Origin of the sequence: Virgibacillus aidingensis (genome assembly GCF_010994035.1) — a bacterium.
In the GTDB taxonomy this organism is placed as follows: Bacteria; Bacillota; Bacilli; order Bacillales; family Amphibacillaceae; genus Virgibacillus_N.
In genome coordinates this window covers 25,925-50,035 of record NZ_WIXN01000023.1, presented here as the reverse complement: position 1 = coordinate 50,035, position 24,111 = coordinate 25,925, and the positions used below count along the sequence as shown (strand labels likewise).

At 40.3% G+C, this 24,111-nt stretch carries 28 protein-coding genes; 27 read left to right on the top strand and 1 reads right to left on the bottom strand.

From position 1 onward, the window contains the following. Positions 1–192 precede the first annotated feature (192 nt). The 23 genes from spoIVA to GHD25_RS16590 all read left to right on the top strand — a co-directional run bounded on the left by spoIVA (position 193) and on the right by GHD25_RS16590 (position 20,127). Positions 193–1,671 carry a stage IV sporulation protein A gene (gene spoIVA / locus GHD25_RS16700; RefSeq protein ID WP_164218964.1) on the top strand — a complete coding sequence of 493 codons (1,479 nt, stop codon included), beginning with the start codon at positions 193–195 and terminating at the stop codon, positions 1,669–1,671. Positions 1,672–2,189: 518 nt separating this feature from the next. Beyond that, positions 2,190–2,462 carry an HU family DNA-binding protein gene (locus GHD25_RS16695; protein WP_164218962.1) on the top strand — a complete coding sequence of 91 codons (273 nt, stop codon included), beginning with the start codon at positions 2,190–2,192 and terminating at the stop codon, positions 2,460–2,462. Between the two features lie 255 nt (positions 2,463–2,717). Beyond that, positions 2,718–2,939 (top strand): trp RNA-binding attenuation protein MtrB, encoded by a 222-nt coding sequence (mtrB, locus tag GHD25_RS16690; protein WP_164218960.1) that lies wholly within the window; start codon positions 2,718–2,720, stop codon positions 2,937–2,939. 87 nt (positions 2,940–3,026) lie between these two features. Then, positions 3,027–3,836, top strand: a complete 810-nt coding sequence (locus GHD25_RS16685; protein WP_240452396.1) for a heptaprenyl diphosphate synthase component 1 — start codon at positions 3,027–3,029, stop codon at positions 3,834–3,836. Positions 3,837–3,838: 2 nt separating this feature from the next. Continuing rightward, positions 3,839–4,546: a demethylmenaquinone methyltransferase gene (gene menG, locus GHD25_RS16680; RefSeq protein ID WP_164218956.1), complete on the top strand. Its 708-nt coding sequence runs from the start codon at positions 3,839–3,841 to the stop codon at positions 4,544–4,546. A gap of 68 nt (positions 4,547–4,614) precedes the next feature. Then, positions 4,615–5,586: a heptaprenyl diphosphate synthase component II gene (gene hepT / locus GHD25_RS16675; protein ID WP_164218954.1), complete on the top strand. Its 972-nt coding sequence runs from the start codon at positions 4,615–4,617 to the stop codon at positions 5,584–5,586. Between the two features lie 109 nt (positions 5,587–5,695). Then, positions 5,696–6,142 (top strand): nucleoside-diphosphate kinase, encoded by a 447-nt coding sequence (gene ndk, locus GHD25_RS16670; RefSeq protein ID WP_164218952.1) that lies wholly within the window; start codon positions 5,696–5,698, stop codon positions 6,140–6,142. Positions 6,143–6,311: 169 nt separating this feature from the next. Further along, a complete protein-coding gene (locus GHD25_RS16665; protein WP_164218951.1) occupies positions 6,312–7,097 on the top strand; it encodes a CheR family methyltransferase in 786 nt (261 codons plus the stop codon). Positions 7,098–7,208: 111 nt separating this feature from the next. Then, on the top strand, positions 7,209–8,378 hold the full coding sequence (gene aroC, locus GHD25_RS16660; protein WP_164218949.1) for a chorismate synthase: 1,170 nt from the start codon (positions 7,209–7,211) through the stop codon (positions 8,376–8,378). Next, on the top strand, positions 8,378–9,451 hold the full coding sequence (gene aroB / locus GHD25_RS16655; RefSeq protein WP_164218947.1) for a 3-dehydroquinate synthase: 1,074 nt from the start codon (positions 8,378–8,380) through the stop codon (positions 9,449–9,451). Before aroC ends, aroB begins: the two co-directional genes overlap by 1 nt. Next, positions 9,451–9,825 carry a chorismate mutase gene (gene aroH / locus GHD25_RS16650; protein WP_164218945.1) on the top strand — a complete coding sequence of 125 codons (375 nt, stop codon included), beginning with the start codon at positions 9,451–9,453 and terminating at the stop codon, positions 9,823–9,825. The genes aroB and aroH overlap by 1 nt, the downstream gene beginning before the upstream one ends. A 3-nt stretch (positions 9,826–9,828) precedes the next feature. Then, the gene (gene hisC, locus GHD25_RS16645) at positions 9,829–10,923 is read left to right on the top strand and encodes a histidinol-phosphate transaminase (protein WP_164219021.1); all 1,095 of its coding nucleotides are present in this window, start codon (positions 9,829–9,831) and stop codon (positions 10,921–10,923) included. Between the two features lie 2 nt (positions 10,924–10,925). Then, positions 10,926–12,026: a prephenate dehydrogenase gene (locus GHD25_RS16640; protein WP_164218943.1), complete on the top strand. Its 1,101-nt coding sequence runs from the start codon at positions 10,926–10,928 to the stop codon at positions 12,024–12,026. 18 nt (positions 12,027–12,044) lie between these two features. Further along, positions 12,045–13,334: a 3-phosphoshikimate 1-carboxyvinyltransferase gene (aroA, locus tag GHD25_RS16635; RefSeq protein ID WP_164218941.1), complete on the top strand. Its 1,290-nt coding sequence runs from the start codon at positions 12,045–12,047 to the stop codon at positions 13,332–13,334. 468 nt (positions 13,335–13,802) lie between these two features. Further along, positions 13,803–15,053, top strand: coding sequence for a tetratricopeptide repeat protein (locus GHD25_RS16630; protein WP_164218939.1), 1,251 nt, complete (start codon positions 13,803–13,805; stop codon positions 15,051–15,053). Positions 15,054–15,085: 32 nt separating this feature from the next. After that, complete coding sequence (locus GHD25_RS16625) at positions 15,086–15,661, top strand: ReoY family proteolytic degradation factor (RefSeq protein WP_164218937.1); 576 nt, start codon at positions 15,086–15,088, stop codon at positions 15,659–15,661. A 92-nt stretch (positions 15,662–15,753) separates the two neighbouring features. After that, on the top strand, positions 15,754–16,212 hold the full coding sequence (locus GHD25_RS16620; protein ID WP_164218935.1) for a YpiF family protein: 459 nt from the start codon (positions 15,754–15,756) through the stop codon (positions 16,210–16,212). A gap of 158 nt (positions 16,213–16,370) precedes the next feature. Further along, positions 16,371–16,883, top strand: a complete 513-nt coding sequence (locus GHD25_RS16615) for a ubiquinol-cytochrome c reductase iron-sulfur subunit (protein WP_164218933.1) — start codon at positions 16,371–16,373, stop codon at positions 16,881–16,883. Positions 16,884–16,889: 6 nt separating this feature from the next. Next, positions 16,890–17,564 carry a menaquinol-cytochrome c reductase cytochrome b subunit gene (qcrB, locus tag GHD25_RS16610; RefSeq protein ID WP_164218931.1) on the top strand — a complete coding sequence of 225 codons (675 nt, stop codon included), beginning with the start codon at positions 16,890–16,892 and terminating at the stop codon, positions 17,562–17,564. Between the two features lie 16 nt (positions 17,565–17,580). Further along, positions 17,581–18,360 carry a menaquinol-cytochrome c reductase cytochrome b/c subunit gene (locus GHD25_RS16605; RefSeq protein WP_164218929.1) on the top strand — a complete coding sequence of 260 codons (780 nt, stop codon included), beginning with the start codon at positions 17,581–17,583 and terminating at the stop codon, positions 18,358–18,360. Between the two features lie 117 nt (positions 18,361–18,477). Beyond that, complete coding sequence (gene lhaT, locus GHD25_RS16600; protein WP_164218927.1) at positions 18,478–19,056, top strand: lipoprotein heptaprenylglyceryl N-acetyltransferase LhaT; 579 nt, start codon at positions 18,478–18,480, stop codon at positions 19,054–19,056. Positions 19,057–19,120: 64 nt separating this feature from the next. After that, the gene (locus tag GHD25_RS20445) at positions 19,121–19,378 is read left to right on the top strand and encodes a sporulation protein YpjB (protein WP_462943911.1); all 258 of its coding nucleotides are present in this window, start codon (positions 19,121–19,123) and stop codon (positions 19,376–19,378) included. 62 nt (positions 19,379–19,440) lie between these two features. After that, positions 19,441–20,127: a zinc metallopeptidase gene (locus GHD25_RS16590; protein WP_164218924.1), complete on the top strand. Its 687-nt coding sequence runs from the start codon at positions 19,441–19,443 to the stop codon at positions 20,125–20,127. Positions 20,128–20,380: 253 nt separating this feature from the next. Here GHD25_RS16590 and GHD25_RS16585 read toward each other — a convergent pair whose 3' ends face one another. Continuing rightward, entirely contained in the window at positions 20,381–21,253 is an 873-nt protein-coding gene (locus GHD25_RS16585; RefSeq protein WP_164218922.1) for a YitT family protein, read from the bottom strand. 155 nt (positions 21,254–21,408) lie between these two features. Between GHD25_RS16585 and GHD25_RS16580 the strand changes: the two genes are divergently transcribed. The 4 genes from GHD25_RS16580 to bshA are packed head-to-tail and all read left to right on the top strand — an operon-like array spanning position 21,409 to position 24,108. Beyond that, the gene (locus GHD25_RS16580) at positions 21,409–21,756 is read left to right on the top strand and encodes a nucleotide pyrophosphohydrolase (protein ID WP_240452398.1); all 348 of its coding nucleotides are present in this window, start codon (positions 21,409–21,411) and stop codon (positions 21,754–21,756) included. Positions 21,757–21,758: 2 nt separating this feature from the next. Then, positions 21,759–22,556 carry a 4-hydroxy-tetrahydrodipicolinate reductase gene (gene dapB, locus GHD25_RS16575; protein WP_164218917.1) on the top strand — a complete coding sequence of 266 codons (798 nt, stop codon included), beginning with the start codon at positions 21,759–21,761 and terminating at the stop codon, positions 22,554–22,556. Between the two features lie 10 nt (positions 22,557–22,566). Next, a complete protein-coding gene (gene mgsA, locus GHD25_RS16570) occupies positions 22,567–22,980 on the top strand; it encodes a methylglyoxal synthase (RefSeq protein ID WP_164218915.1) in 414 nt (137 codons plus the stop codon). Then, positions 22,981–24,108 carry an N-acetyl-alpha-D-glucosaminyl L-malate synthase BshA gene (bshA, locus tag GHD25_RS16565; RefSeq protein ID WP_164218913.1) on the top strand — a complete coding sequence of 376 codons (1,128 nt, stop codon included), beginning with the start codon at positions 22,981–22,983 and terminating at the stop codon, positions 24,106–24,108. Positions 24,109–24,111: the final 3 nt, after the last annotated feature.

Below are 24,111 nucleotides of genomic sequence, written 5' to 3'. Positions count from 1 at the left end.
TTATCCCGGCCGAATGGCCGGTTAAAGTATACTTAAACATAATTAAAATTTACCGGCTTGGAATGAGTGAAACCTTTTTATTCTTTGCACATATTTAAGTCATAATTTGATAGGACAACATCATAGACTTGTAATGTCAAATATTCGCAGTCTGTTCGTAATAAAAATGCACTGGGATCGGGAGGGGATCTTTTGGAAAGAGTTGATATTTTTAAAGATATTTCGAAGCGGACGAATGGAGATATTTATCTTGGTATTGTAGGAGCCGTCCGGACAGGTAAATCAACTTTTATAAAGAAATTTATGGAGTTGGTCGTACTGCCGAATATCGAAGAGGAAAGTGAACGGGAAAGAGCACATGATGAATTGCCGCAAAGCGCTGCCGGAAAAACAATTATGACGACAGAACCAAAATTCATTCCAAACCAGGCCGTATCGGTTCAGGTTGAAGAAGGACTTGAAGTGAATGTGCGGCTGGTGGATTGTGTTGGTTATGCGGTAAATGGAGCAAAAGGATTCGAGGATGAAGATGGCCCCAGAATGATTAACACTCCATGGTACGAGGATCCAATACCATTTCACGATGCAGCCGAAATCGGAACAAGAAAAGTAATTCAGGAACACTCTACAATAGGGGTAGTGGTTACCACAGACGGGACAATTGGAGATATTCCAAGAAATGACTACGTGGATGCAGAAGCAAAAATTGTAGATGAATTAAAGGAAGTCGGCAAGCCATTTATTATGGTGATTAACTCCGTCAGACCAACGAGTCAGGATACCGAGTTGCTCAGACAGGAGCTGAGTGAAAAATATGATATGCCTGTTCTTGCCATGAGTATTGAATCTATGACGGAACACGATGTTTACAATGTGCTGCGCGAATCACTTTATGAGTTTCCGGTATTGGAAGTGAATGTAAATCTTCCGAGCTGGGTGATGGTCTTAAAAGAAGATCACTGGTTAAGGGAAAATTACCAGGAAGCAATTCAGGAAACAGTTAAAAATATTAAACGCCTGCGGGATGTTGATCAAATTGTAAGCGAATTTCCGGAATTTGAGTACATTGAGAAAGCAAATCTTGCCGGGATGGAGATGGGCGAAGGTGTTGCCGAAATTGACCTCCATGCACCTGATCATCTGTATGACCAGGTATTAAAAGAAATTGTCGGGGAAGAAATCAGGGGGAAAGATCATTTATTGAAATTAATGCAGGATTTTGCCCATGCAAAACGAGAGTATGACCAGGTAGCCGGTGCCCTGCAAATGGTGAAGCAAACGGGATATGGAATTGCAGCCCCTACACTGGAAGATATGGTACTCGATGAACCCGAAATAATCCGCCAAGGCTCCCGGTTTGGAGTCAGGCTAAAGGCAGTAGCCCCATCTATTCATATGATAAAAGTAGAAGTAGAGTCCGAATTCGCACCGATTATCGGTACGGAGAAACAGAGCGAAGAACTTGTCAGGTACTTAATGCAGGATTTTGAAGAAGATCCTTTATCCATATGGGAGTCGGATATATTCGGAAGGTCACTAAGCTCGATTGTGAGAGAAGGAATTCAAGGGAAGATATCATTAATGCCGGAAAATGCAAGGTATAAATTAAAGGATACCCTGGAGAGAATCATAAATGAAGGCTCCGGCGGCCTTATAGCAATCATTCTTTAGCAGCTGATTATCGGCTGCTTATTTTTTTGCTGTTTTCCAGCAGTAATAAAGCATAACACTTCCTTAATCTGCATCATTGCTTATAAAGGATTGTACAGAAACTTAATGGCTAATCAAAATATCAGTTTGAAGAATCCCTTTAGAAGAAATCCAAATTTCCCTATAAAATTAAAAGAAAAATAGTTTAATCATAATTTTTTTACTGAAACAGCAGGAATTTTTCATGTAATGTCGTATATCTTTAGTAACGCTGATAAATCAATAACAAAGCACCCATTGTAAATTTTTAGGAGGGGCTAAATGCTGAATCTATAAAAATTGAGGATTTTTATAGATTTCTGCATAAAATTGGGTACTTTTTGTTGAATTTTACGGCAAACTCAGTTAATATAAGCCATGTCACATCATGAAAAAACGTGACACACTGTATAAAACCTGACAAAAAGGTGAACAAATGATGATAAAGAACTTTATTTGTTCCAATGTCTATGTAAATGATTTGGGAGGAGGTGAATATCATGAATAAAACAGACTTAGTAAACGCTGTTGCTGAAAAAAGCGAACTTTCAAAGAAGGATGCTACTAAAGCAGTAGATGCAGTTTTTGAATCTGTCATGGATTCACTGAAAAAAGGCGAAAAAGTGCAATTAATCGGTTTTGGTAACTTTGAAGTACGCGAGCGTTCCGCTCGAAAAGGCCGTAATCCTCAAACAGGAGAAGAAATTGAGATCCCGGCAAGCAAGGTTCCTGCATTTAAACCAGGAAAAGCCCTAAAAGATAGTGTAAAATAAATACTACATAGGGCAGACAAAGGATACGCGAGAGCGTATCCTTTTTATTTACAATAAAATAAAATCTTTCCGCTACCAGGAAGTACACACATATAGAAGGGTTTATATCACAGCCGCTGACCATTCTACCGGAACAGGATAATATTGTTTGAAAAATTTAATTAAAACTTCGTATAGCGTTTTATGCAGTTGTAATAATTGACATTGCTTTTATTATAAGACATTATTTAGATAGAATTAGAGAGGAGAGTAAGTATGAATAATTCATCAGTAACTTCTGATTTTATTGTTATTAAGGCACTTGAAGATGGTGTAAACGTGATCGGGCTGACCCGGGGAACAGATACACGTTTTCATCACTCGGAAAAGCTTGATAAAAACGAAGTGATGATTGCCCAGTTCACAGAACATACTTCAGCGGTAAAAATACGGGGAAAAGCTGTTATACAAACTAGCCATGGAGAAATGGAAAATTAAGGTATTCAATTGGATCACCTGTTTATGTCAATTTTCCTGATTAACGCTCTGTATTAAATTATGTTATAATAACTAAAGCCAAAAAGGATGACTGAAAGGGCCCAGGTGATTTCTTTGGATAATTCCAATCTAGACATACTGCATCTAAAAGAAGAAATTAAAAGCAAAATAAAACATACATACTTAAATAAGCATATACCCAAACCTGTCATAGATGAAGAGAAACTCATATTGTTATCTGCAATGATAAATAATAGAGCAATGTCTGCATTTCATAAAGAAAGGTATATTGTCACCACCATGCTCGTTCAGATAGCACTGGATACCCATGAGACGGTTCCTGTTTCAGATGATGGGGAAAACAAGGAACGGAAGATTACCAAGCAGTTGAAGGTTTTGGCAGGTGACTACTACAGCGGTTTGTATTATTTGCTTTTATCGGATATTGAAGATATTGCCCTGACTCACCATTTAGCTGCTGCTATTAAAGAAATCAATGAGTATAAAATGAAACTGTACTATAAAGAAATAAATTCATTTGACGATTATATATATATTAGACATAAAATTGAATCATTGCTTATTACACGGGTTGCCGAATTTTTGAACGAAGATGCAATGAAGCTGATTGCCGAAGAATGGACCCTGATTCAAATGCTGCTGGGAGAAAAGCTGAAAATAAATAATGAAGAGCCATTTTTTGAGATGGGAATTAATCAATATAAAAATAACCCCAGTCCCTCACTGCTGATTGAAATGAAATTAAAAGACAGTATGCTAAGGGTCAGGGGTTTATTAGAGAAAAATACGGGACATCCTGCATTTTTGAAAAAACATATTGATAAAGCACTTGCAGAACAGTCAGACTATATCACTTTTTGTGCGGAAGAAGGATAACGATGAAAGAACAAACAAAAGAAGAACGCGTTCATCACGTCTTTGAAAAAATTTATAATAATTATGATTCCATGAACTCCATTATTTCCTTTCAACGCCATAAAGCCTGGCGAAAAGATGTAATGAAGCGCATGAATGTGGAAAAAGGATCCAAAGCGCTGGATGTCTGTTCCGGAACCGGTGATTGGTCGATTTCTTTAGCAGAGGCTGCAGGAGAGAATGGCGAAGTATTTGGTCTTGATTTCAGTAAAAACATGTTGTCTGTAGCCGAGCAAAAGAAAGATGACATGAACTTAACACAGCTTGAATTTATACATGGAAATGCTATGGAATTACCGTTTGACGACGGGGTTTTTGATTATGTAACCATCGGATTCGGGCTAAGAAATGTACCGGATTATCAGACGGTGCTGGAAGAAATGTACCGCGTCGCCAAACCGGGCGGGAAAGTAGTATGTCTCGAAACATCACAGCCTACATTAGTAGGTTTCAGGCAATTATATTATTTTTACTTTCGATTTATTATGCCTGTGCTTGGCCGATTATTTGCGAAAAGCTACGAGGAGTATTCCTGGCTGCAGGAATCTGCCAGGGATTTTCCAGGCAAAAAAGAACTGCGGCAAATGTTTCTGGATGCCGGATTTTCAAGGGTTCAAATTAAAAGCTATACAGGCGGAGTTGCAGCAATGCATATGGGCTTTAAAGAATAGCGTTTGATTGCTTGCTGCTGCCGGCTGTAAATTTGGACAGCTATTTATAGTGATTAAAGGTGACATACATGAAATTAGCAAAAACTTATGGATATTTAAAGAAAGACCTGGATATCATAGAAAAATCAATAAATGAAGTAATACAGGCAGAACACACTGTATTACGGGAAGCATCAACAGCATTATTACAAGCAGGCGGGAAAAGAATACGACCTGTTTTTGTATTGTTAAGCGGACAAATCGGTACGCTTGATATGGACAGGATTAAAACTGTTGCCGTGTCTTTGGAGCTGATCCATATGGCAACCCTTGTTCACGATGATGTTATAGACGATGCCGACCTGCGCAGGGGAAAGCCGACGATCAGACAGCTGTACGGCAACAGGGTGGCTATGTATACCGGGGATTATATTTTAGCCAGGGCACTGGAAAATATTACAAGCCTTAACGACACAAGCGTTCACCGTATATTATCAAGAACCATTGTCCAGGTATGCGTAGGCGAGATAGAACAAATTAAAGATAAATTTAATTGGAACCAAAATCTTCGGGATTACCTGCGCCGCATTAAACGGAAAACAGCATTGTTAATAGCCGCTAGCTGCAAGCTGGGAGCTATCGTCAGTGATGTTTCCGATAAAGATGCCAGAAGGCTTTATTTATATGGCTATTATATTGGGATGTCCTATCAAATCATAGATGACATTCTGGACTTTACTTCTTCTTCAAAAGAACTTGGGAAACCGGCAGGAAATGATCTTCTGCAGGGAAATATCACATTGCCGGTACTCCTGGCAATGAAAGACGAATCATTTAATGATTTACTGAAAGATATGTTTAAAAACCCGGAGGAAGTGTCAGAAAAAGATATCCCCCGCCTAGTCAGAGAATTAAAAAACACGGGGGCCATAGAATCGTCTTACAAGCTCAGTAATCTTTACTTAAAGAAAGCATTAAGCGTACTGGAACCTGTCCCAAATAATCGCGCTAAGCAAACATTAATGGAAATTGCCCATTACATTGGAAAAAGACGTTCATGAATACGTTGTTATTCTGCAAAAAATCTGATAGAATTTAAAAGGCTGCCTGCTTAAGCAGCCTGCTACATACTGCTCTATTTATAAAACTACTTACAAAGAGGTGCTGAGAATGGAACAAACATTTCTAATGGTTAAACCGGATGGGGTACAGAGAAATTTAATTGGAGAAATCGTTCATCGCTTTGAACGAAAAGGATTTAAGCTCGCGGGTGCAAAACTGATGATGATTTCCGGGGAATTGGCTCAAAACCATTATGCGGAACATAAAGAACGTCCATTTTTCGGGGAGCTGGTTGAATTTATAACTTCAGGCCCGGTATTTGCTATGGTTTGGGAAGGTGAAAACGTCATCAGCACTGCCCGGGATATGATGGGCAAAACGAACCCGGCAGAAGCTGCTGCTGGTACAGTGCGTGGTGATTATGGCATCACTGTCGGAAAAAATATTATTCACGGATCCGATTCCAGTGAAAGTGCAGAAAGAGAAATCGGATTATTCTTCAACAAAGAAGAGTTAGTTTCCTACACAAAACAGGATAATGATTGGATTTATTAAGAATCTGCTTCTCTTTATCGCCGACGAGGCAGCGCTTAAAGTCCACTAATTAGTGAGATATCAGCGTGCTTATTTTTGCCGGAATAGCCAAAAAAGACTATCCCAAAAAGAATTATCTTTTCCGGGATAGTCTTTTCTGCGCATAGAAAAAACGAAAGAGGACAATAAAATGAAGGACGATTATCATGTCTTTGCCGGACACGTATTAGGGAAAACCGGCATAGATTTAAAGCTTTATAAGGAAAGGCAAATGAAACGCAGGATTACGTCTTTAAGAAATAAACATGGGTATCATAATTTTACCGCTTACTTTAATGCATTGGAAACGAATAAAGATTTATGGGAAGAATTTGTCGACAGAATTACGATTAACGTATCCGAGTTTTTTCGAAATCCGAAAAGATGGCTTGTATTAAAAGAAAAAATACTGCCTGCATTATTGAAGACAAAACAAACATCCACACTTACTATATGGAGTGCAGCATGCTCTACCGGTGAAGAACCATACAGTATAGCCATGATACTGAAAGAATATTTCCCGCATATAAACTTTCAGATTATCGCTACTGATCTGGATGAAAAAGCACTGGAAAAAGCAGCGCTCGGAGTGTATCAGGAACAGGCGGTAAAGGAAGTTCCGGATTTTTTGAAGGAGAAGTATTTCACTGAAAAAGAAAAACTGTTCCCTGTTAAACCTGAATTAAAACAAAATATAACTTTTAAAAAGCATAATTTATTAAAGGATGTTTATCCGCAAAATACGGATTTAATTATTTGCCGGAATGTGCTGATTTATTTTACTGATGATGCAAAAGAATATATATACAACCATTTTGCATCCTCCCTTCGAAATGAGGGGATATTATTTGTCGGGAGCACAGAACAAATATTTCACCCTGCAAAATATCATTTCCGCATAATGGATACATTCTTTTATCAAAAGGTTTATAGATAACGCTTATCCCACATTGATAAGCGTTTTTACTATTTTTTCGATGTTTTGCACCAAAAATTTTGTAATGTATGATATAGTTATTAGAAAAAATTCAAAAAAGGAGAATGTTCATTGCGCTACTTAACTGCCGGAGAATCACACGGAAAACAATTAACAACCATTATTGAAGGTTTGCCCGCCGGGATGCCTCTGCTCCAGGAGGATATCAATCATTCTTTATTCCAAAGACAAAAAGGACATGGCCGCGGCAAACGTATGCAAATCGAAAAAGATACCATTGACATAACAAGTGGTGTAAGGCATGGACATACCCTTGCTTCTCCTGTTTCATTAGTCATTAAAAATGACGACTTTAAACATTGGACAGACATTATGGGAGAAGAACCGATAGATGAAAACACTAAATTAAGAAGGGTAGTTACAAGGCCGCGTCCCGGCCATGCTGATTTAAATGGGGCGATGAAATACGGACACCGGGATATGAGAAACGTTTTGGAACGCTCCTCCGCCCGGGAAACTGCTGCAAGAGTTGCTGCCGGCGCAGTAGCGAAAACATTATTAAAACATTTGGGAATTGAAATTTCCGGCTATGTGAAGGAGATAGGCGGTATCAGGGCAAAAGAAATCGGCAGCCTCACCGTGAAAGAGCGTCAGCGTATTGCCGAAGACTCCTCGGTCAGGGTGCTGGATAAAGAAGTGGAACAGCCGATGAAAGATGCGATTGACGAAGCGAAAAAAGAAGGAGACTCTATAGGCGGGGTGGTCGAAGTTTTTGTAGAAGGCATGCCTGCAGGGATGGGCTCCTATGTTCATTATGACCGTAAATTGGACAGCCGGATCGCAGGAGCTGTAGTCAGCATCAATGCCTTTAAAGGTGTGGAATTTGGCATTGGATTTGAAGCCGCCAGACTGAACGGGAGTGAAGTTCATGATGAAATTGCCTGGTCTGAGGAAACAGGCTATTACCGTGAATCAAATCGGCTGGGCGGATTTGAAGGCGGAATGACGACAGGTATGCCGCTGGTGGTAAAAGGTGTAATGAAACCTATCCCCACCCTCATGAAAAAACCGCTGCAAAGTGTTGATATTGAAACGAAGGAGCCATTTAAAGCCACGGTGGAAAGGTCTGATGCCTGTGCAGTTCCGGCAGCTTCTGTTGTCATGGAGCATGTGGTGGCATTTGAACTGGCTAAAGCCATAACAGAACAGTTTCCAAGTGATCAATTCTCAAAACTAAAACAAGCCATGGATGACTACCGTGAAGAAATCAGGTGTTTTTAGTGGAGAAATTGTTAGTCCAGTCGAGTTCCCACTCCTACGGGATTTATATTGGCAAGCAGCTTCGTTATCGGATTTATGATTTTTTGGAAAAGGAATATTCATCTATTTTCATTGTGAGCGATGAACGGGTAGCCTCATTATATTTAGATGACTGTTTATCCAATTTTCCTGCGGATAAAGTATATCAATCGGTTGTTCCATCAGGTGAACAGTCAAAAAGCTTTGAAGCCTATTACCAACTGCAGACAGATGCATTAACCCATGGCCTTGACAGAAATTCCTTAATCATCGCCCTTGGCGGCGGGGTAGTAGGTGATCTGGCCGGTTTTGCAGCCGCTACATATATGCGGGGGATAGATTATATTCAGATGCCGACTACTATACTGGCCCATGACAGCAGTGTCGGCGGAAAAGTTGCCATCAACCATGAAATCGGGAAAAATTTAATCGGAAGCTTTTATCCGCCTAAAGCTGTAATATACGATGTCGATACCCTGTCCTCATTAACAGATAAAGAAGTACGTTCAGGATATGCTGAACTGGTAAAGGAGGCACTGATCAATAAGCAAAGCTTCTTTGAAAAGCTGATGGATACCGATATATACCATGTAAGACCTGAACAATTAACAGCACATTTACTGCAGGGAGTAAAAATAAAGGCTGACATTGTAGAAGCTGACGAACGGGAGTCCGGAATGCGGAAGTATTTGAATCTGGGGCATACACTTGCACATGCGCTGGAAGCTGAACTGGGATACGGAACACTGGCCCACGGAGAAGCTGTTGCCATTGGTTTATTATTCGCCCTTCACGTAAGCGAACAAACCTATAACGTTCAGCTGCCATATCATGCCCTTTACGAATGGCTGGAGAAAAACAGGTATCCTATGGACCAAAGCTATGTGAACCGGATGGATACATTAATTGCTAAAATGAAAACCGATAAAAAAGCGGTGAACCATAAAATACAAATGGTATTATTAAAAGGAATCGGAAAGCCGGCAATAAAAACATTCAGTGATTCCGAAATAAAACATTATCTGCAATCATTTAAAGAAAGGCTGATAGTATAATGACGCGTGGAGTGCGAGGAGCAACAACAGTAAATAGAAATGAAGAGAATCAGATTATAGAGGAAACGAGAAAAGTATTAGAAGAGATGATTTCTAAAAATGAGATCGAGCCTGAAAGCATTTCACATGTATTTATTTCGGCTACAAAAGACTTAAATGCCGTGTTTCCAGCCAAAGCGCTAAGGAAATTGCCAGGATTTACGTATGTACCTGTCATGTGCATGTCCGAAATGGATGTACCTGGTGCGCTGCCATATTGCATACGGATTATGATGGTTGTCAACACGGAAAAAGAACAGCAGGAGATTCATCATGTATTTCATAACAATGCAGTGAAGCTGAGACCTGATTTAATAAAGAAAAGAGGTGAGTAAGTGATGGAGGGAAAAGCAATATTAAGCAAACTGACACCGTATCAGCAGGGAAAACAAATGCAGGAGATTAAAGAAACATATGGATTGGAGCGTATAGTGAAGCTCGCCTCTAATGAAAATCCATATGGCTTTTCCCCGGAAGTGGGTGCATTTTTCCAATCGGGCTTACATGATTTAAATGTGTATCCCGACGGCTATACGAAGGAATTGCGCATAAACCTGGCAAATAAATTAAAATTAGATGAAACCCAGCTTATTTTCGGCAGCGGATCCGAAGAAATTGTCCAAATGATCTGCCGTGCCTTTTTATACCCGGGAACGAATACGGTCATGGCGGCGCCGACCTTCCCCCAATACAAGCATAATGCACTTATTGAAGGTGCAGCAGTAAAAGAAGTACCCCTTCGAAAAGGGGAGCATAATCTGGACCAAATGCTCAGGGAAATAGACGGGGATACAAAAGTAGCATGGCTGTGCTCGCCCAATAACCCATCAGGTACTGTTATTCCAAAAGATGCGCTTCAATCCTTCTTAAACGAATGTCCGGACCATGTTTTGGTTGTATTGGATGAAGCATATTACGAATTTATGGATGAAGACCCGGAATCAATTGGCTGGCTGTCTTCCTTCAATAATTTAATCATACTGCGGACCTTTTCCAAGGCTTACGGGCTGGCGGGTCTTCGTATCGGGTATGGGATTTCAAACCCGGATATACTTAAAAAGATAGATGTGGTCAGGGGACCGTTTAACACCACTTCCATTGCACAAAAAGCAGCAATCATTGCACTGGAAGACCAGGGCTTTATTAAAAATATCAAGCAGAAAAATAAAGAAGTCAAACGGGAATTTGAATCATTTTTAGATAAAATAGGATGGAGCTACTTCCCATCGCAAACAAATTTTTTACTCGTTTCCACGCCGGTAAGCGGGATGGAAGTGTTTGAATATTTATTGGCAAGAGGGTTTATTGTCAGACCCGGAGAATTGCTGGGCATCCCAAATACGATCAGAGTAACAATTGGGAAAGAAAAAGACATGGGCGAGCTTAAAGATATTTTACTCGCCTTTCACCAAAATCATTTGAAGGAGATTTAACTGTGAAACGGACGATACTTATAGCAGGATTAGGACTGATAGGAGGATCATTGGCAAAAGGAATGATGCTTTCCTCGAAGAATTACATTATCGGCTTTGATGTCAATCATAAAACTTTGACGTTTGCCAAAGAGAATAACATTATTCATGAAGCGGCAGCCGATTTTGCCGATTCGGCAAAAAAAGCTGATTTTATCCTGCTTGCAGCCCCTATATCCGAAACGATCCAGCTGATGGATCAGCTGAACGGCATTATATTTCCCAAAGAGGTGATTGTAACTGATACATCTTCTGTAAAGCAGATTATTATAGAAAAAGCAGAAAAATTTTCCAATCGGCAAATTACCTTTATAGGCGGACATCCAATGGCAGGCTCGCATAAAAAGGGCATCACTGCGGCAAAAGCTCATTTATTTGAAAATGCCATTTATGTCTTGACGCCATCAGCCGGCATCGAACAGGAAAAAGTAGATGCCTTAAAAGATGTATTGAAAAACAGCAGGAGTAAATTTGTACAGTTAAACCCTGATGAACATGACGTGATGACCGGAGTGGTTTCCCATTTTCCGCATTTAATTGCATCTTCCCTTGTCCATCAGGCAAGGAAATGGGGCAGGTCTCATTCTTTTCTGCCCAATTTGGCTGCCGGAGGATTTCGGGATATTACCAGAATAGCGTCCAGCAACCCGGAAATGTGGCAGGATATTTTCTATCATAATCGCTATAAAATGTCCAGGCTTTTAGGGGAATGGATTGATGAGATGCAATTCTTAAAAAAGCTGGTGGATAATGATGAAAAAAAGGATATGATCAATTATCTGGAAAATGCCAAAACGTACCGGGATGGATTGGGGACAGAAGAAAAAGGAGCTATACCTGCATTTTATGATTTATATGTGGATATCCGGGACCAGACCGGGTCGCTGGCTTCTGTCACACAATTACTGGCTAAGCATGAAATCAGCATTAATAATATTCAAATTCTGGAAATTCGGGAAGGGATCACCGGGGCGCTGCGCCTGAGTTTTTCTTCCAGGGAAAAGCAAAATAAAAGTAATAGTGTTCTCCGGGAACACGGCTATGAAACAATGATTCAGAAATAAAGCAGGGGGTGTACTGTTTTGAAAAGACAAACATTAAAACCGGCAAACCGCAAATTGACCGGCACGATCCATGTTCCGGGCGACAAATCCATTTCCCATCGCGCTGTTATATTAGGGGCAATCTCAGAAGGGCGGACAGAGGTAAAACATTTTTTAAACAGCGAAGACATCATGCGTACAGTAAAGGCTTTTCAGGAAATGGGTGTAGCAATTAAAAATTCAAGGGATGTTTTGGTCATAGAAGGAAAAGGCATAGAGGCGCTGGAGGAACCTTTACATCCTTTATATTTTGGGAATTCAGGCACCACAACACGCCTTATGCTGGGACTATTGGCCGGCTTGCCTTTTTTCACATCCATTCATGGAGATGATTCCCTAACAAAAAGACCGATGAACCGTGTCGTGGATCCATTGAAAAAAATGGGAGCAAAGATTGATGGAAGGGATTATGGGAACCTTTTGCCCATCTCGATTAGAGGATCAGTCCTAAAGGGAATTGATTATAAACTGCCGGTGAAAAGCGCCCAGGTAAAATCATGCCTTTTATTGGCCGGACTGCTGGCAGAAGGGACTACAAAGATAACGGAAGACACGTTAACCCGGAACCATTCCGAAAAAATGCTCAAAGCTTTTGGAGCGGATATACATACGGAAAATAATACAACAACGATTACAAATAAAAATAAATTAACTGCATCACCTGTTTTTGTTCCGGGGGATATTTCCTCTGCCGCATTCTTTCTTGCAGCAGCAGCCATCGTTCCCGGCAGCAGGCTGGTACTTAAAAATACGGGATTAAATAAAACAAGGACCGGAATATTAGATGTTCTTGATGAAATGGGAACCGGGCTGGAGATACTCAGCGAAGAGGAAACAGGCGGTGAATGGACCGGTGATTTGCAAATTACCCACACAGAACTTCAAGGTATAACCATTGAAGGGGAAATGATTCCACGGTTAATTGACGAAATTCCTATTATTGCCCTGATTGCCACCCAGGCAGAGGGTACGACCATCATCCGGGATGCCGAGGAACTTCGGGTAAAGGAAACAGACAGGATTCAAGCAGTGGTGGATGTTTTAACCAGCATGGGCGCAAATCTGGAAGCAACAGCGGACGGTATGGTTATTCACGGAAAAACACCATTAAAAGGAGGCATTATTCCGCCGTATAACGACCACAGGATAGCGATGATGGCTGCGATTGCTTCCCTGATTGCGAAGGATGAAACAGTGCTTGAGGATGCATCTCCTATCAACACTTCCTATCCGGATTTCTTTAGAGACCTGAATTCTGTAATGAACTGATGAAGGAAAACTGAGATAAAAATTAAAAATGGTTTTAAAAAAACAGAATATACACCTTGTTATCTCCAGTAATTTACTTTGCCCGGGACAAAGAAGACACTCTACAATGACCAAAGGGGGTTGCAGAGAAGTCCGAACTTGTGCCAGTGTTGCAGTTATATTGCTGGAGCTTTTTTTGCTCAAATCCCACTTTGCCTCTGCCGTTTCTCTTTTTAGTCAAGCTGCTTACCGGAGAAGTGTTGCCGATTTATTCTCTCCGTTGAAGTAAAATGCGAAAATAATAACTATGCAACTTATGAATAGTTCTAGATAAGTGCCGGCAGTTCGGAAGTAACCTCTAAAAGGAAAAATTCGCACTAGGTACATCACAGCATCCGGCCTTTATTACATAAGCAACAAATCTTTTCTGTTTGATGTGTAAATAATATTTCGTTATGATTGTTGTATTATGAAGAGAGGAAGCTTGAAATGAATACGATTATGAAAGCAATCCGTTTAATGGAAAGCAATCAGGCTGAAAAAGCAATGAATGTCCTGGAAAATTATTTGCCGGAAGCAAATGAAGATGAAAAGTATACTATCGCTGAAATATATATACAGTGGGGATTAGTACAGGAAGCAATAGATATTTTAGAAACATTGCTTCAATCCTATCCTCAGGAAAGCGAACTAAAAGTAATATTGGCTGATTTATACACGGAACTTGAAAAAGACGAAGAAGCAATAAAGTTATTAAACGAAGTGGATGAAGAAGATCCGGAATTTACGGCAGCATTGATTCAGCTTGCAGATCTTTATCAGTCCCAGGGACTCTTTGAAGTAGCACAGCAAAAATTGTTAACGGCAAAACAAATAGATCCGAATGAAGTAGTTATCGATTTTGCGCTTGGCGAACTCTTGTTTTCAACAGGAGATTACAACAAGGCCATTACTTACTACGAAAAAGTAAGGCCGGAAATGGATGAAATTAATCATGTTTCCCTCGATGAAAGACTTGCAGAAGCCTATGCAGCTGCAGGGGAGTATGAAAAAGCACTGGTGTTTTATGGAGAACTGGAAAGTGAAGAGCCCGAACTCCTGTTTAAGTACGGGCTCACTGCCAGTCAGGCAAACCGCAACGATATCGCCATTAATGCCTGGGAAAAGGTGATTGAATTAGACAGCTATTATCATACGGCATACTATCAGCTTACAAAAGCATATGAAGAAGAAGGAATGCTGAAGGAAGCGTATGAAACAGCCAATAAAGGGCTGAAGGTGGATGAATTTAATAAGGAGCTGTACTTCCAGGCGGGGGTGATGGCCCAAAAAATGAATAATGAAGAAGAAAGTGAAAAACGTATGAGAGAAGCAATAGCCATCGATCCGGATTACAAGGAAGCTATTTTGTTTTTAATCAGCCTGTTAAAAAATAAAGATAATTTTGAAGGAATTATTGACCTCCTTGTAGAAATTAAAGATACAGGGGCAGAGGATGCATTATATGAATGGGAATTGGCACGGGCCTATAATGAAACAGAATCATATAATAATGCATTAAACCACTATAAGGAAGCATATAATACCCTTAAAACGGACAGCGAATTCCTGAAGGAGTATGGTTATTTTCTGACAGAGGAAGGGAGGATGGAGGAAGCCATTTCCGTTTTTAAGTCCTACATCCAATTAGAGCCGGATGATACGGATACAATAGCATTTTTACAACGCTTGATGCAATAAGGATAAGAACTATAATAAAGGGGGGATCATGAATGCAGTCATCCGTGACCGTAAAAGACAAAAAAAGTTTTATTAAATGGTTTCTTAATCATTACCAATTAAAAAAGAGGGAAAGCGTATGGATTTTAAATTACTTAGTTAACCATCAGGAAATATTGGCTAACGTCCACTTCGTACGAGAAGCTAAGTTTTGTCCGCGCGGTATTATCATGACAAGTCATTGCTCAACTGAGACACCCTTTCGTTTTTATAAAAATCAATTAGTGACAACGGATGCCGAAAAATCGTTTCATGATATCAGATTAAACCAGCATGAACCGCTTTATTTACAGCTTAATTTTAATAAATCATATCAAAGTCCATTTTATGTGGCTGTTCTGGAAGAAAATCCTTTCTTGCCTGACGAATACTTTATCACCGAAAAAGATAAAAAACAGGCAAAGCAGCTGTTGGAAAAAACCTTATTTGAAAATAAAAGAAAAGCGCTTTTAAAAGGGATTGATGCAGCTTTGGACAAAAGGGATTACGATACATTCCTTTGTTTAACCTCAGACTTAAAAAAGCTGGAGGCACAAAATGATTTTCAACCTAAATTGCAAGAGCAATAGGTTGATTTTTTTTGCCGAAATAAGATAAGATTTACTGTAATGGATGAATTACCTGCTGCGATTACATAAAAAAGCGAGGCATGATAATCAGTATGAAATGGAAAAAAGAAGACCTTAACCAGTATGTACAGGCAAAGGAATATATCGATACGGTTATTATTCCTTTAATACCCTTTCAATTTACGGATGAACAAAATATAGAAAAAAATGCCTTTCAAAGCGAAGTGCTGTCCATCCTGACAAATGAGATTGAAAAAGAATTAACCGGCAGGGTGATGTTAATCCCGAATTACTATTATATAAAGTCTTCCGATTTAGATGATGAAAGTACGATCCTTCGAGGCTGGACTGAGGAAATTAAGAAACAGCCATTTAAACATGTCTTTTTTCTGACTTTTGATTCGGGATGGAAAAAAAGGGAAGGGAAACTTGACGGCACACTGCTTTGGCTGCCCGGCGTAAAGTCAGGAGATTTGCACTCTGCAGAAATGCACACCGTCATAAAAGATCAAGTTGAACAAATTGGTGAATTAATCAGATCCTATTGGTAATGATAACATAATGTAACCTAATTATGGATTTGGAAACTTTTTGTTAACGTTTGTGATATTGATTGACCAGACAAGCAGTTTACGCTATCATGGTTATGTCCTAGTAATAAAATATACGATTATTTGTCCGTGATTATTGTAAAAGAGGGGGGAAAATCATGAGTGAAAAGAAGCAGCAAGTAACCCGAAGACAATTTTTAAATTATACGCTTACCGGTGTAGGCGGTTTTATGGCAGCAGGTATGCTAATTCCTATGCTTAGGATGGCTGTAGACCCTGTATTGCAGGAATCCGGAGCGGGGGATATGGTAAACGTTGGCTTATCTGTTGATGATATAACCGATGAACCGCAGCGGGTAGACTGGAATGTTGAACAGGTGGATGGCTGGCATGAATCTGAAGTGAACCAAACTGCATGGGTTTTTACGGATGAAAATGGAGATATTCAAGCCTTTTCCCCAATATGTACACATTTAGGGTGCTTTGTATCATGGGAAGGCAGTGACGATCATCCAAATGAGTTTTTCTGCCCATGTCATGATGGCCGCTATTATAAAGACGGAACGAACGTTCCAGGAACACCACCGCTGGCACCACTTGATGTCTATGAACACGAAGTAAGAGATGGTATGTTATTTCTTGGCCAAGCAAAATCACGAGGGGAGGCGTAATTATTTATGCTGCAGAAAATTTATGACTGGATTGACGACCGCGTAGATATTACGCCGATCTGGCGGGATATTGCCGATCATGAGGTACCGGAACATGTAAACCCAGCGCATCACTTTTCAGCTTTTGTATACTGTTTTGGCGGGTTAACATTTTTCGTCGTTGTCATCCAAATTCTTTCCGGAATGTTTTTAACGATGTACTATGTACCGGATATTGAAAATGCATGGAGGTCTGTACACTACCTGCAGACAGAAGTTGCCCATGGACAAATCGTTCGCGGTATGCACCACTGGGGAGCTAGTGTAGTAGTTGTAATGCTGTTGTTACATACGTTGCGTGTGTTTTTCCAGGGTGCATATAAAAAACCGCGTGAACTTAACTGGATGGTTGGTGTGCTGCTTTTCTTTGTTATTCTTGGTTTAGGTTTCACCGGTTATTTACTTCCATGGGATAACAAAGCCTTCTTTGCAACTCAGGTTGGACTGGAGATTGCGCAGCAAGTGCCGTTCATAGGTGAAGAGTTAAAAACACTGCTTGCCGGTGATCCAAATATTGTTGGCGCACAGACACTGACAAGGTTCTTCGCCATTCATGTATTCTTCCTGCCTGCGGCGCTGTTTGCCCTGCTGGCAGTACACTTTATTCTAATACGCAGACAAGGAATTTCCGGACCATTATAAAAAGGAGGGAAAAGCTGTGAAAAAGGGAAAAGGAATGAAGTTTGTCGGGGACTCCCGAATTTCAGTAGAAAGAAAACCGAATAAGTCCAAGGATTATTCTGAATACCCGGGAAGAACAGAAGCTTTTTGGCCCAACTTTTTATTAAAGGAATGGTTGGTAGGTGCTGTATTCTTAGTTGGATTTCTCTGCTTGACATTAGCACATCCTTCACCATTGGAGGGGGTTGCCGATCCAACTGATGCAGCTTATATACCTTTGCCAGATTGGTATTTCCTGTTCTTGTATGAACTGTTGAAGTATGAATTTGCAAGTGGTGACTGGGTCATCATGGGTATTCTCGTATTGCCCGGAATTGCATTTGGTGCCATGTTTCTTGCTCCGTTTCTGGATAATGGTCCAGGCAGAAGACCGCCTCAGCGGCCAATTGCAGTTGGGATGATGCTGCTTGCAATGGTTTCTGTTATCTGGTTAACATACACTTCCGCAGCTGCTGTTGATTGGGAGAGCAGGGCGGAAGCCAATAAGCCGGTGCATCCGGATGAGCAGGTTGAAATTGATACATCACATGAAGGTTATGCGGTTTATGAAAATAGCTGTTTGTCTTGTCATGGAGGTAATCTGGAAGGCGGAGCAGCAGGACCTGCATTAACTGGTATTGAATATGGTGCCGATGAAATTGCAGATATTGCTGTTAACGGTATTGGGACGATGCCGCCGGATCAATTCTCTGGAACAGATGAAGAATTGGATCAATTAGTTGATTTTATTCTGACGGTTAATGAAGAAGCTAATTAAATGAAAAGAAATGAAATGCAGAAAACACCTTTGCCAAATTCACGGCAAGGGTGTTTTTTTAAGGTTTAATTTATTATAATGCAGTTATACATGTTTTTAGAGAAGGGAATACAGACCATGATTAAATATATTTTACTTGATAAACGGTTTCTTATTTTATTATTTATCATTAACCTGCTTGGAACCATTTATGGTTATATGTGGTATGAAAGCCAGTTATCCGCCACACCGCCAATATTTATTCCGTTTGTACCCGACAGCCCAACAGCTAGTTTGTTTTTTACCATTTTTCTGCTGTTTTTTATTTTTGGCAGGAATGTTCCTTACATAGAAGCTTTAGGGCTGGTTACTTTATTTAAATACGGCATTTGGGCTGTTGTCATGAACCTGCTGACATTAGTTGTTGAAGGTTCACTCGATTGGACAGGGTATATGCTGATTGCTTCCCATGGCGCCATGGCTATACAGGGACTCCTTTATGCCCCCTGGTATAAAATTAAAATGAGGCATCTCATTGTAGCAGCTGTTTGGACATTGCATAATGATGTCATTGATTATGTTTTTGGCATGATGCCCGTGTACTCCAGTTTGAATGACTATATGAATGAAATTGGCTATTTTACATTCTGGCTCAGCATACTTTCCATATTTATCGCTTATAAAATGACAGTTGGTTCAAACAGACATCAAGTATAATGTTATATAATATCACCCCGAATCATATAGTAGGTATTAGAAAAAGAATTCGGGGTGATCGTCTTTGCGAAAAAAACAGGTATGCTCCCTCATGTCTATTATTATATTTATCCTCCTATTTACAGCCTTTTTTTTTATTTTGGAGGTAAGTGCTGCTGCAAATAGCCCGGAAACAACTAAAAAAAACTTTGACCTTGTTCCATTTATCTGGACAGTAGGCATTGTTGGCGGATGCATCGCAATTACATTATCCTATGTAAGTTGGAGAAAATATAAAGGGGAAGAAAAAAAGAAGGCAAGAAAAAACAAATCAATTGACTAGACATCGATTTTTGACTAAAATTGACCTTAAGAAATAAATTATTTTAACAGGAGGTATGCAATGTGCTTGGCGGTTTAGGAGGCTATTTGATTTACATTGCCCTACTAATGATTATTCCATTGTGGGCACAATCAAAAGTAAAATCGGCCTACAGTAAATATTCCAAAAAATCTACCTCATCCCAAATGACCGGAGCGCAGGTTGCGAGAAAAATTCTAGATGATAACGGGCTGTATGACGTGCAAATTGAAGAAGTCAAAGGTCAGTTAACGGACCATTATGATCCAAGAAAAAAAGTGATAAGACTTTCAAAAGGGATCTTTCATGGCCGATCCATGGCATCCTCCGCTGTTGCTGCCCACGAGGTGGGACATGCTATCCAGGATGAACAGGAATACGCCTTTTTAAAATTCAGAAGTGCTTTGGTGCCAGTTGCCAACTTCGGATCAAATATTTCCTTCTTTTTCATTCTAGCCGGTATTTTCTTCGGAATGACAAATATGCTCCTGCTTGGTATTATCTTCATGTCGGCAGCTGTGCTGTTCCAATTAATCACACTGCCAGTCGAATTCGATGCTTCAAACAGAGCCATGGGGCAGCTTGTATCAGCGGGTGTTATCCGGAATAACGAGGAAAGAGAAACAAAGAAAGTATTAAATGCCGCAGCTATGACTTATGTAGCAGCTGCTCTTGTGGCTGTCATGGAATTAGTGCGTTTTATTTTAATATACGCGGCCAGCAGAGAATAACGAAAAACTTCCCCCGGAATTTGAAGTGGGGAAGTTTTTTTATGGGCTTCTAAATGAATGCAGCTTTTTTATACGCCGGTTGAAGTAAACTGCAACTGACTTGGTTTCCTTTTGTTTTAGCATTTCCTGCCGTTCTGGATCGTTTCGGACGGCGAGCACAACATGGAGGCTTGCCAGCCGCCACCGGTAAAGCAGACACCACTGAGAAATCGACCAAAGGGATTTTGAACGGAAGTCCCACTTGTACCGATTATTATCTTTCCAGCGGATTTTTATTTTCATCCAAAGTAAAGCCTTCACCGGCGACATCATGCACCGTGCCCACAGCAACAAAAGCATTGGGATCTATATCATTAATGATATTTTTCAGCCGTACTATTTCATTTCTTGCTACCACGCAATACAATACATTGCGTTTCTCCCCCGAAAAACTGCCTCTGCCGTCAAGTATGGTTACACCCCGGTCCATATCCCTTAGAATTTTAGCAGATATATCTTCATATTTCTCTGATATAATTGTTGCCCCCCTTGCTGTATAGGCACCTTCCTGTATAAAATCGATAACCCTGGCACCGATATATACGGCAACAAGCGTATACATCCCCTGATCAAGTTCCAGAATGACAAATACGGAGAGGGCAATGACCATAAAATCAAAGATAAACATGGTACGGCCCATACTCCATCCGGCATATTTGTTGACTAGTCTGGCGATAATGTCGACCCCGCCGGTAGTTCCGCCATAACGAAAAATAATACCAAGACCGACGCCGATAAATACACCTGCGAAAAGGGCTACCAATGTCATATCTTCCTGCAGTCCCACATTAAATTGATAGGTTTGAAAAACGGATAAAAACAAGGAAACTGCAAAAGTTCCAATTATGGTATACAGGAATGTATTCCGTCCAAGAAATTGCCAGCCGATAAAAAACAAAGGAACATTTAATAAGATATTGGTAACAGCGGGATCCCAGCCCCATAAGAAGAAGAGCAGGAGCGTAATGCCTGTAAATCCGCCTTCACCAAGATTATGCTGCATATTGAAGTGAACCAGGCCAAACGAGAAAATAGCTGAACCTAATAAAATAAAAACGATATTTTTAAATTTCAATCCAAACAGCATTAGTTGCAGCCTCCTTTACTAAAATAACATTCTTCATTATAGATAATTTTCCCTCTAAGAACAATAAAATTTTTACTTTGGGCTAAATAATTTGTCAAAATTGTGCCCGTTCGCTACCATTAAGAAAGATGGAAGTTTAAAAGGGGGAGATTCCAATTAGCAGCTCAAATTTCACTACAGGGGAAATACAGGAGCGTGTTGACCGTTATATTTCCCAATTTAAAGAAGGATATTTTTCCCCATTAAGTTTAATGGCCAGGCTTACTGAGGAAGCCGGTGAGCTGGCACGGGAAGTAAATCACTATTACGGTGAAAAACCAAAGAAGCCGGACGAAAAAGAAAAGACGGTGGAGGAAGAACTGGGAGACATTCTTTTTGTGATTTCCTGTATCGCCAATTCTCTTGATATTGATATGTCCGAGGCTTTTGACAGCACGATGAAAAAATTTGAGTCCAGAGACAAAGACAGGTGGACGAAAAAAGACAGCAGCTTGGAGGAATAGCAATGAGCATAAATGTGATTTTGGCGGGTCCGAGAGGAAGAATGGGATCCCAGGCAATTAACATGTTACTGGAAAATAAAGATGCCTTTACCCTTACAGTGTGCATTGACAGAAAACATGACGGGGTGGAGCTGAAGGATATAGATGGCATGCCGGATCTGGCCGTTCCGGTGTATGAAGACCCGGAAGCATGTTTCCGGGAAAATGAAGCAGATGTATTTATTGATTTAACAGTGCCCGATTCAGGCTACAGAAATACGAAAGCAGCTATATTGCATAATATCCGTCCCGTTGTGGGAACTACAGGATTCACCGATGATCAGATCAAAGATTTAACTTTTCTATGTGAAGAGAAAAAGCTCGGTGCCATCATTGCTCCGAATTTTGCAATTGGTGCTGTATTGATGATGAAATTTTCCAAAATGGCTGCAGCCTATTTTCCGGATGTGGATATTATTGAAAAGCATCATGATCAAAAGCTTGACGCACCTTCCGGGACAGCGGTGAAAACAGCAGAACTGATGAAAGAGACAAGAACATCCAAAAAACAAGGACATGTAAATGAACAGGAAGTTTTGGAAGGCGCTCGCGGGGCAGATGTGGATGGCATGAAAATACACAGTGTCCGCATGCCCGGGTTAGTCGCACACCAGGAAGTTATCTTCGGCGGAAAAGGACAAACACTAACAATCAAACATGATTCCATTAACAGGGATTCGTTTATGGAAGGTATAAAAGTCAGTGTAAAGCAGGTAATGGAACTGGAAAAGCTTGTTTACGGACTGGAAAATATATTATAGGGATGATTAGATGAATATTGCACTTATTGCCCATGATAAGAAGAAACAGGAAATAATTAATTTCAGCATCGCTTATAAACATATTTTAAAAGAGCATCAGCTATTTGCTACAGGCACTACAGGTAAAATGATCACGGAGGAGACCGGGTTATCCATTCAACGGTTTCAATCAGGTCCGCTGGGCGGAGATCAGCAAATTGGCGCCATGATTGCCGGAAATGAAATGGATATGGTTATTTTCATCAGAGATCCGCTGACAGCCCAGCCGCATGAACCTGACGTGAGTGCTTTAATGAGAATATGCGATGTACATAAAATTCCTTTGGCAACCAATCTGGCAGCAGCGGAAATTTTTATACACGGCATGGAACATGGGGCTTTCGACTGGAGAAAAACAGTAAAAAAACAAAAGGGTAATGCATAAATGAAAATTGGTATTACGTGTTATCCCACAGTAGGCGGTTCTGGTGTGGTTGCAACGGAATTGGGAATGCTTTTGGCAGAAAAAGGGCATGAAATTCATTTTATTACTTCCGGTTTGCCCTTTAGATTAAACCGGGTGTATCCAAATATCTATTACCATGAGGTGGAGCTTAACCATTATCCAGTCTTTCAATATCCGCCATATGATTTGGCGCTGGCAACGAAAATGGCAGAAGTAATTGACCAGGAAAAACTGGATATCCTCCATGTTCATTACGCCATGCCGCATGCAATCTGTGCCATTTTAGCTAAAGATATTGCTCAACACGATGTCAAAATTATAACAACCCTGCATGGTACGGATATAACCGTACTTGGTATTGATCATACTTTTAAAAAAATGATCCAGCACGGCATAGAGAAGTCTGATGCCGTGACGGCTGTGTCCCATGATTTAGTGCAGCAGACGAAGGATATGCTGGAAATTAAAAAGGACATCGATGTTATTTATAATTTTGTAAATGAAAAAGTATATTTTAAAAAGAATTTGCCTTATATCAAGGAACAATACGGCATTCATCGTGATGAAAAGGTGATTATTCATATATCCAACTTCCGCAAAGTAAAACGGGTACAGGATGTCATTCATACTTTTCATAAGATACGTAAAGAAATCCGATGCAAGCTTCTGCTCGTTGGTGATGGACCGGAATACAGCTCCATGCTCCAGCTTGTAAAGGAGTTGGAGTTAACAGATGATGTGCTGTTTTTGGGAAAACAGAAAAATATTGGCGATCTTCTATCCATTGCCGATTTAAAGCTGTTAATGTCGGAAAAAGAAAGCTTCGGGCTGGTATTATTGGAAGCGATGGCTTGTGAAGTGCCTTGTATAGGCACGAACACAGGCGGAATACCCGAGGTGATTGAACACGGGGAAACCGGTTTTATCGTCGATGTAAAAGATGTAAAGAATGCCAGCCAATATGCAATAAGGCTTCTGACAGACGAAGAACTCTTCCGGCAATATTCCCAAAATGCCTTTCAGCATGCAAGAACACATTTTCACTCAAATAAAATTGTTCAGGAATACGAAGCGCTGTATAATACATTGCTTCAGCAAACAAGGTGATCC

Bases quoted from the DNA above. Each gene is read 5' to 3' on its own strand.
- GHD25_RS16695 (WP_164218962.1), top strand. From the start codon at position 2,190: ATGAATAAAACAGACTTAGTAAACGCTGTTGCTGAAAAAAGCGAACTT.
- mtrB (WP_164218960.1), top strand. From the start codon at position 2,718: ATGAATAATTCATCAGTAACTTCTGATTTTATTGTTATTAAGGCACTT.
- GHD25_RS16685 (WP_240452396.1), top strand. From the start codon at position 3,027: ATGACTGAAAGGGCCCAGGTGATTTCTTTGGATAATTCCAATCTAGAC.
- menG (WP_164218956.1), top strand. From the start codon at position 3,839: ATGAAAGAACAAACAAAAGAAGAACGCGTTCATCACGTCTTTGAAAAA.
- hepT (WP_164218954.1), top strand. From the start codon at position 4,615: ATGAAATTAGCAAAAACTTATGGATATTTAAAGAAAGACCTGGATATC.
- ndk (WP_164218952.1), top strand. From the start codon at position 5,696: ATGGAACAAACATTTCTAATGGTTAAACCGGATGGGGTACAGAGAAAT.
- GHD25_RS16665 (WP_164218951.1), top strand. From the start codon at position 6,312: ATGAAGGACGATTATCATGTCTTTGCCGGACACGTATTAGGGAAAACC.
- aroH (WP_164218945.1), top strand. From the start codon at position 9,451: ATGACGCGTGGAGTGCGAGGAGCAACAACAGTAAATAGAAATGAAGAG.
- hisC (WP_164219021.1), top strand. From the start codon at position 9,829: ATGGAGGGAAAAGCAATATTAAGCAAACTGACACCGTATCAGCAGGGA.
- GHD25_RS16630 (WP_164218939.1), top strand. From the start codon at position 13,803: ATGAATACGATTATGAAAGCAATCCGTTTAATGGAAAGCAATCAGGCT.
- GHD25_RS16625 (WP_164218937.1), top strand. From the start codon at position 15,086: ATGCAGTCATCCGTGACCGTAAAAGACAAAAAAAGTTTTATTAAATGG.
- GHD25_RS16620 (WP_164218935.1), top strand. From the start codon at position 15,754: ATGAAATGGAAAAAAGAAGACCTTAACCAGTATGTACAGGCAAAGGAA.
- GHD25_RS16615 (WP_164218933.1), top strand. From the start codon at position 16,371: ATGAGTGAAAAGAAGCAGCAAGTAACCCGAAGACAATTTTTAAATTAT.
- qcrB (WP_164218931.1), top strand. From the start codon at position 16,890: ATGCTGCAGAAAATTTATGACTGGATTGACGACCGCGTAGATATTACG.
- lhaT (WP_164218927.1), top strand. From the start codon at position 18,478: ATGATTAAATATATTTTACTTGATAAACGGTTTCTTATTTTATTATTT.
- GHD25_RS16585 (WP_164218922.1), bottom strand. From the start codon at position 21,253: ATGCTGTTTGGATTGAAATTTAAAAATATCGTTTTTATTTTATTAGGT.
- dapB (WP_164218917.1), top strand. From the start codon at position 21,759: ATGAGCATAAATGTGATTTTGGCGGGTCCGAGAGGAAGAATGGGATCC.
- mgsA (WP_164218915.1), top strand. From the start codon at position 22,567: ATGAATATTGCACTTATTGCCCATGATAAGAAGAAACAGGAAATAATT.
- bshA (WP_164218913.1), top strand. From the start codon at position 22,981: ATGAAAATTGGTATTACGTGTTATCCCACAGTAGGCGGTTCTGGTGTG.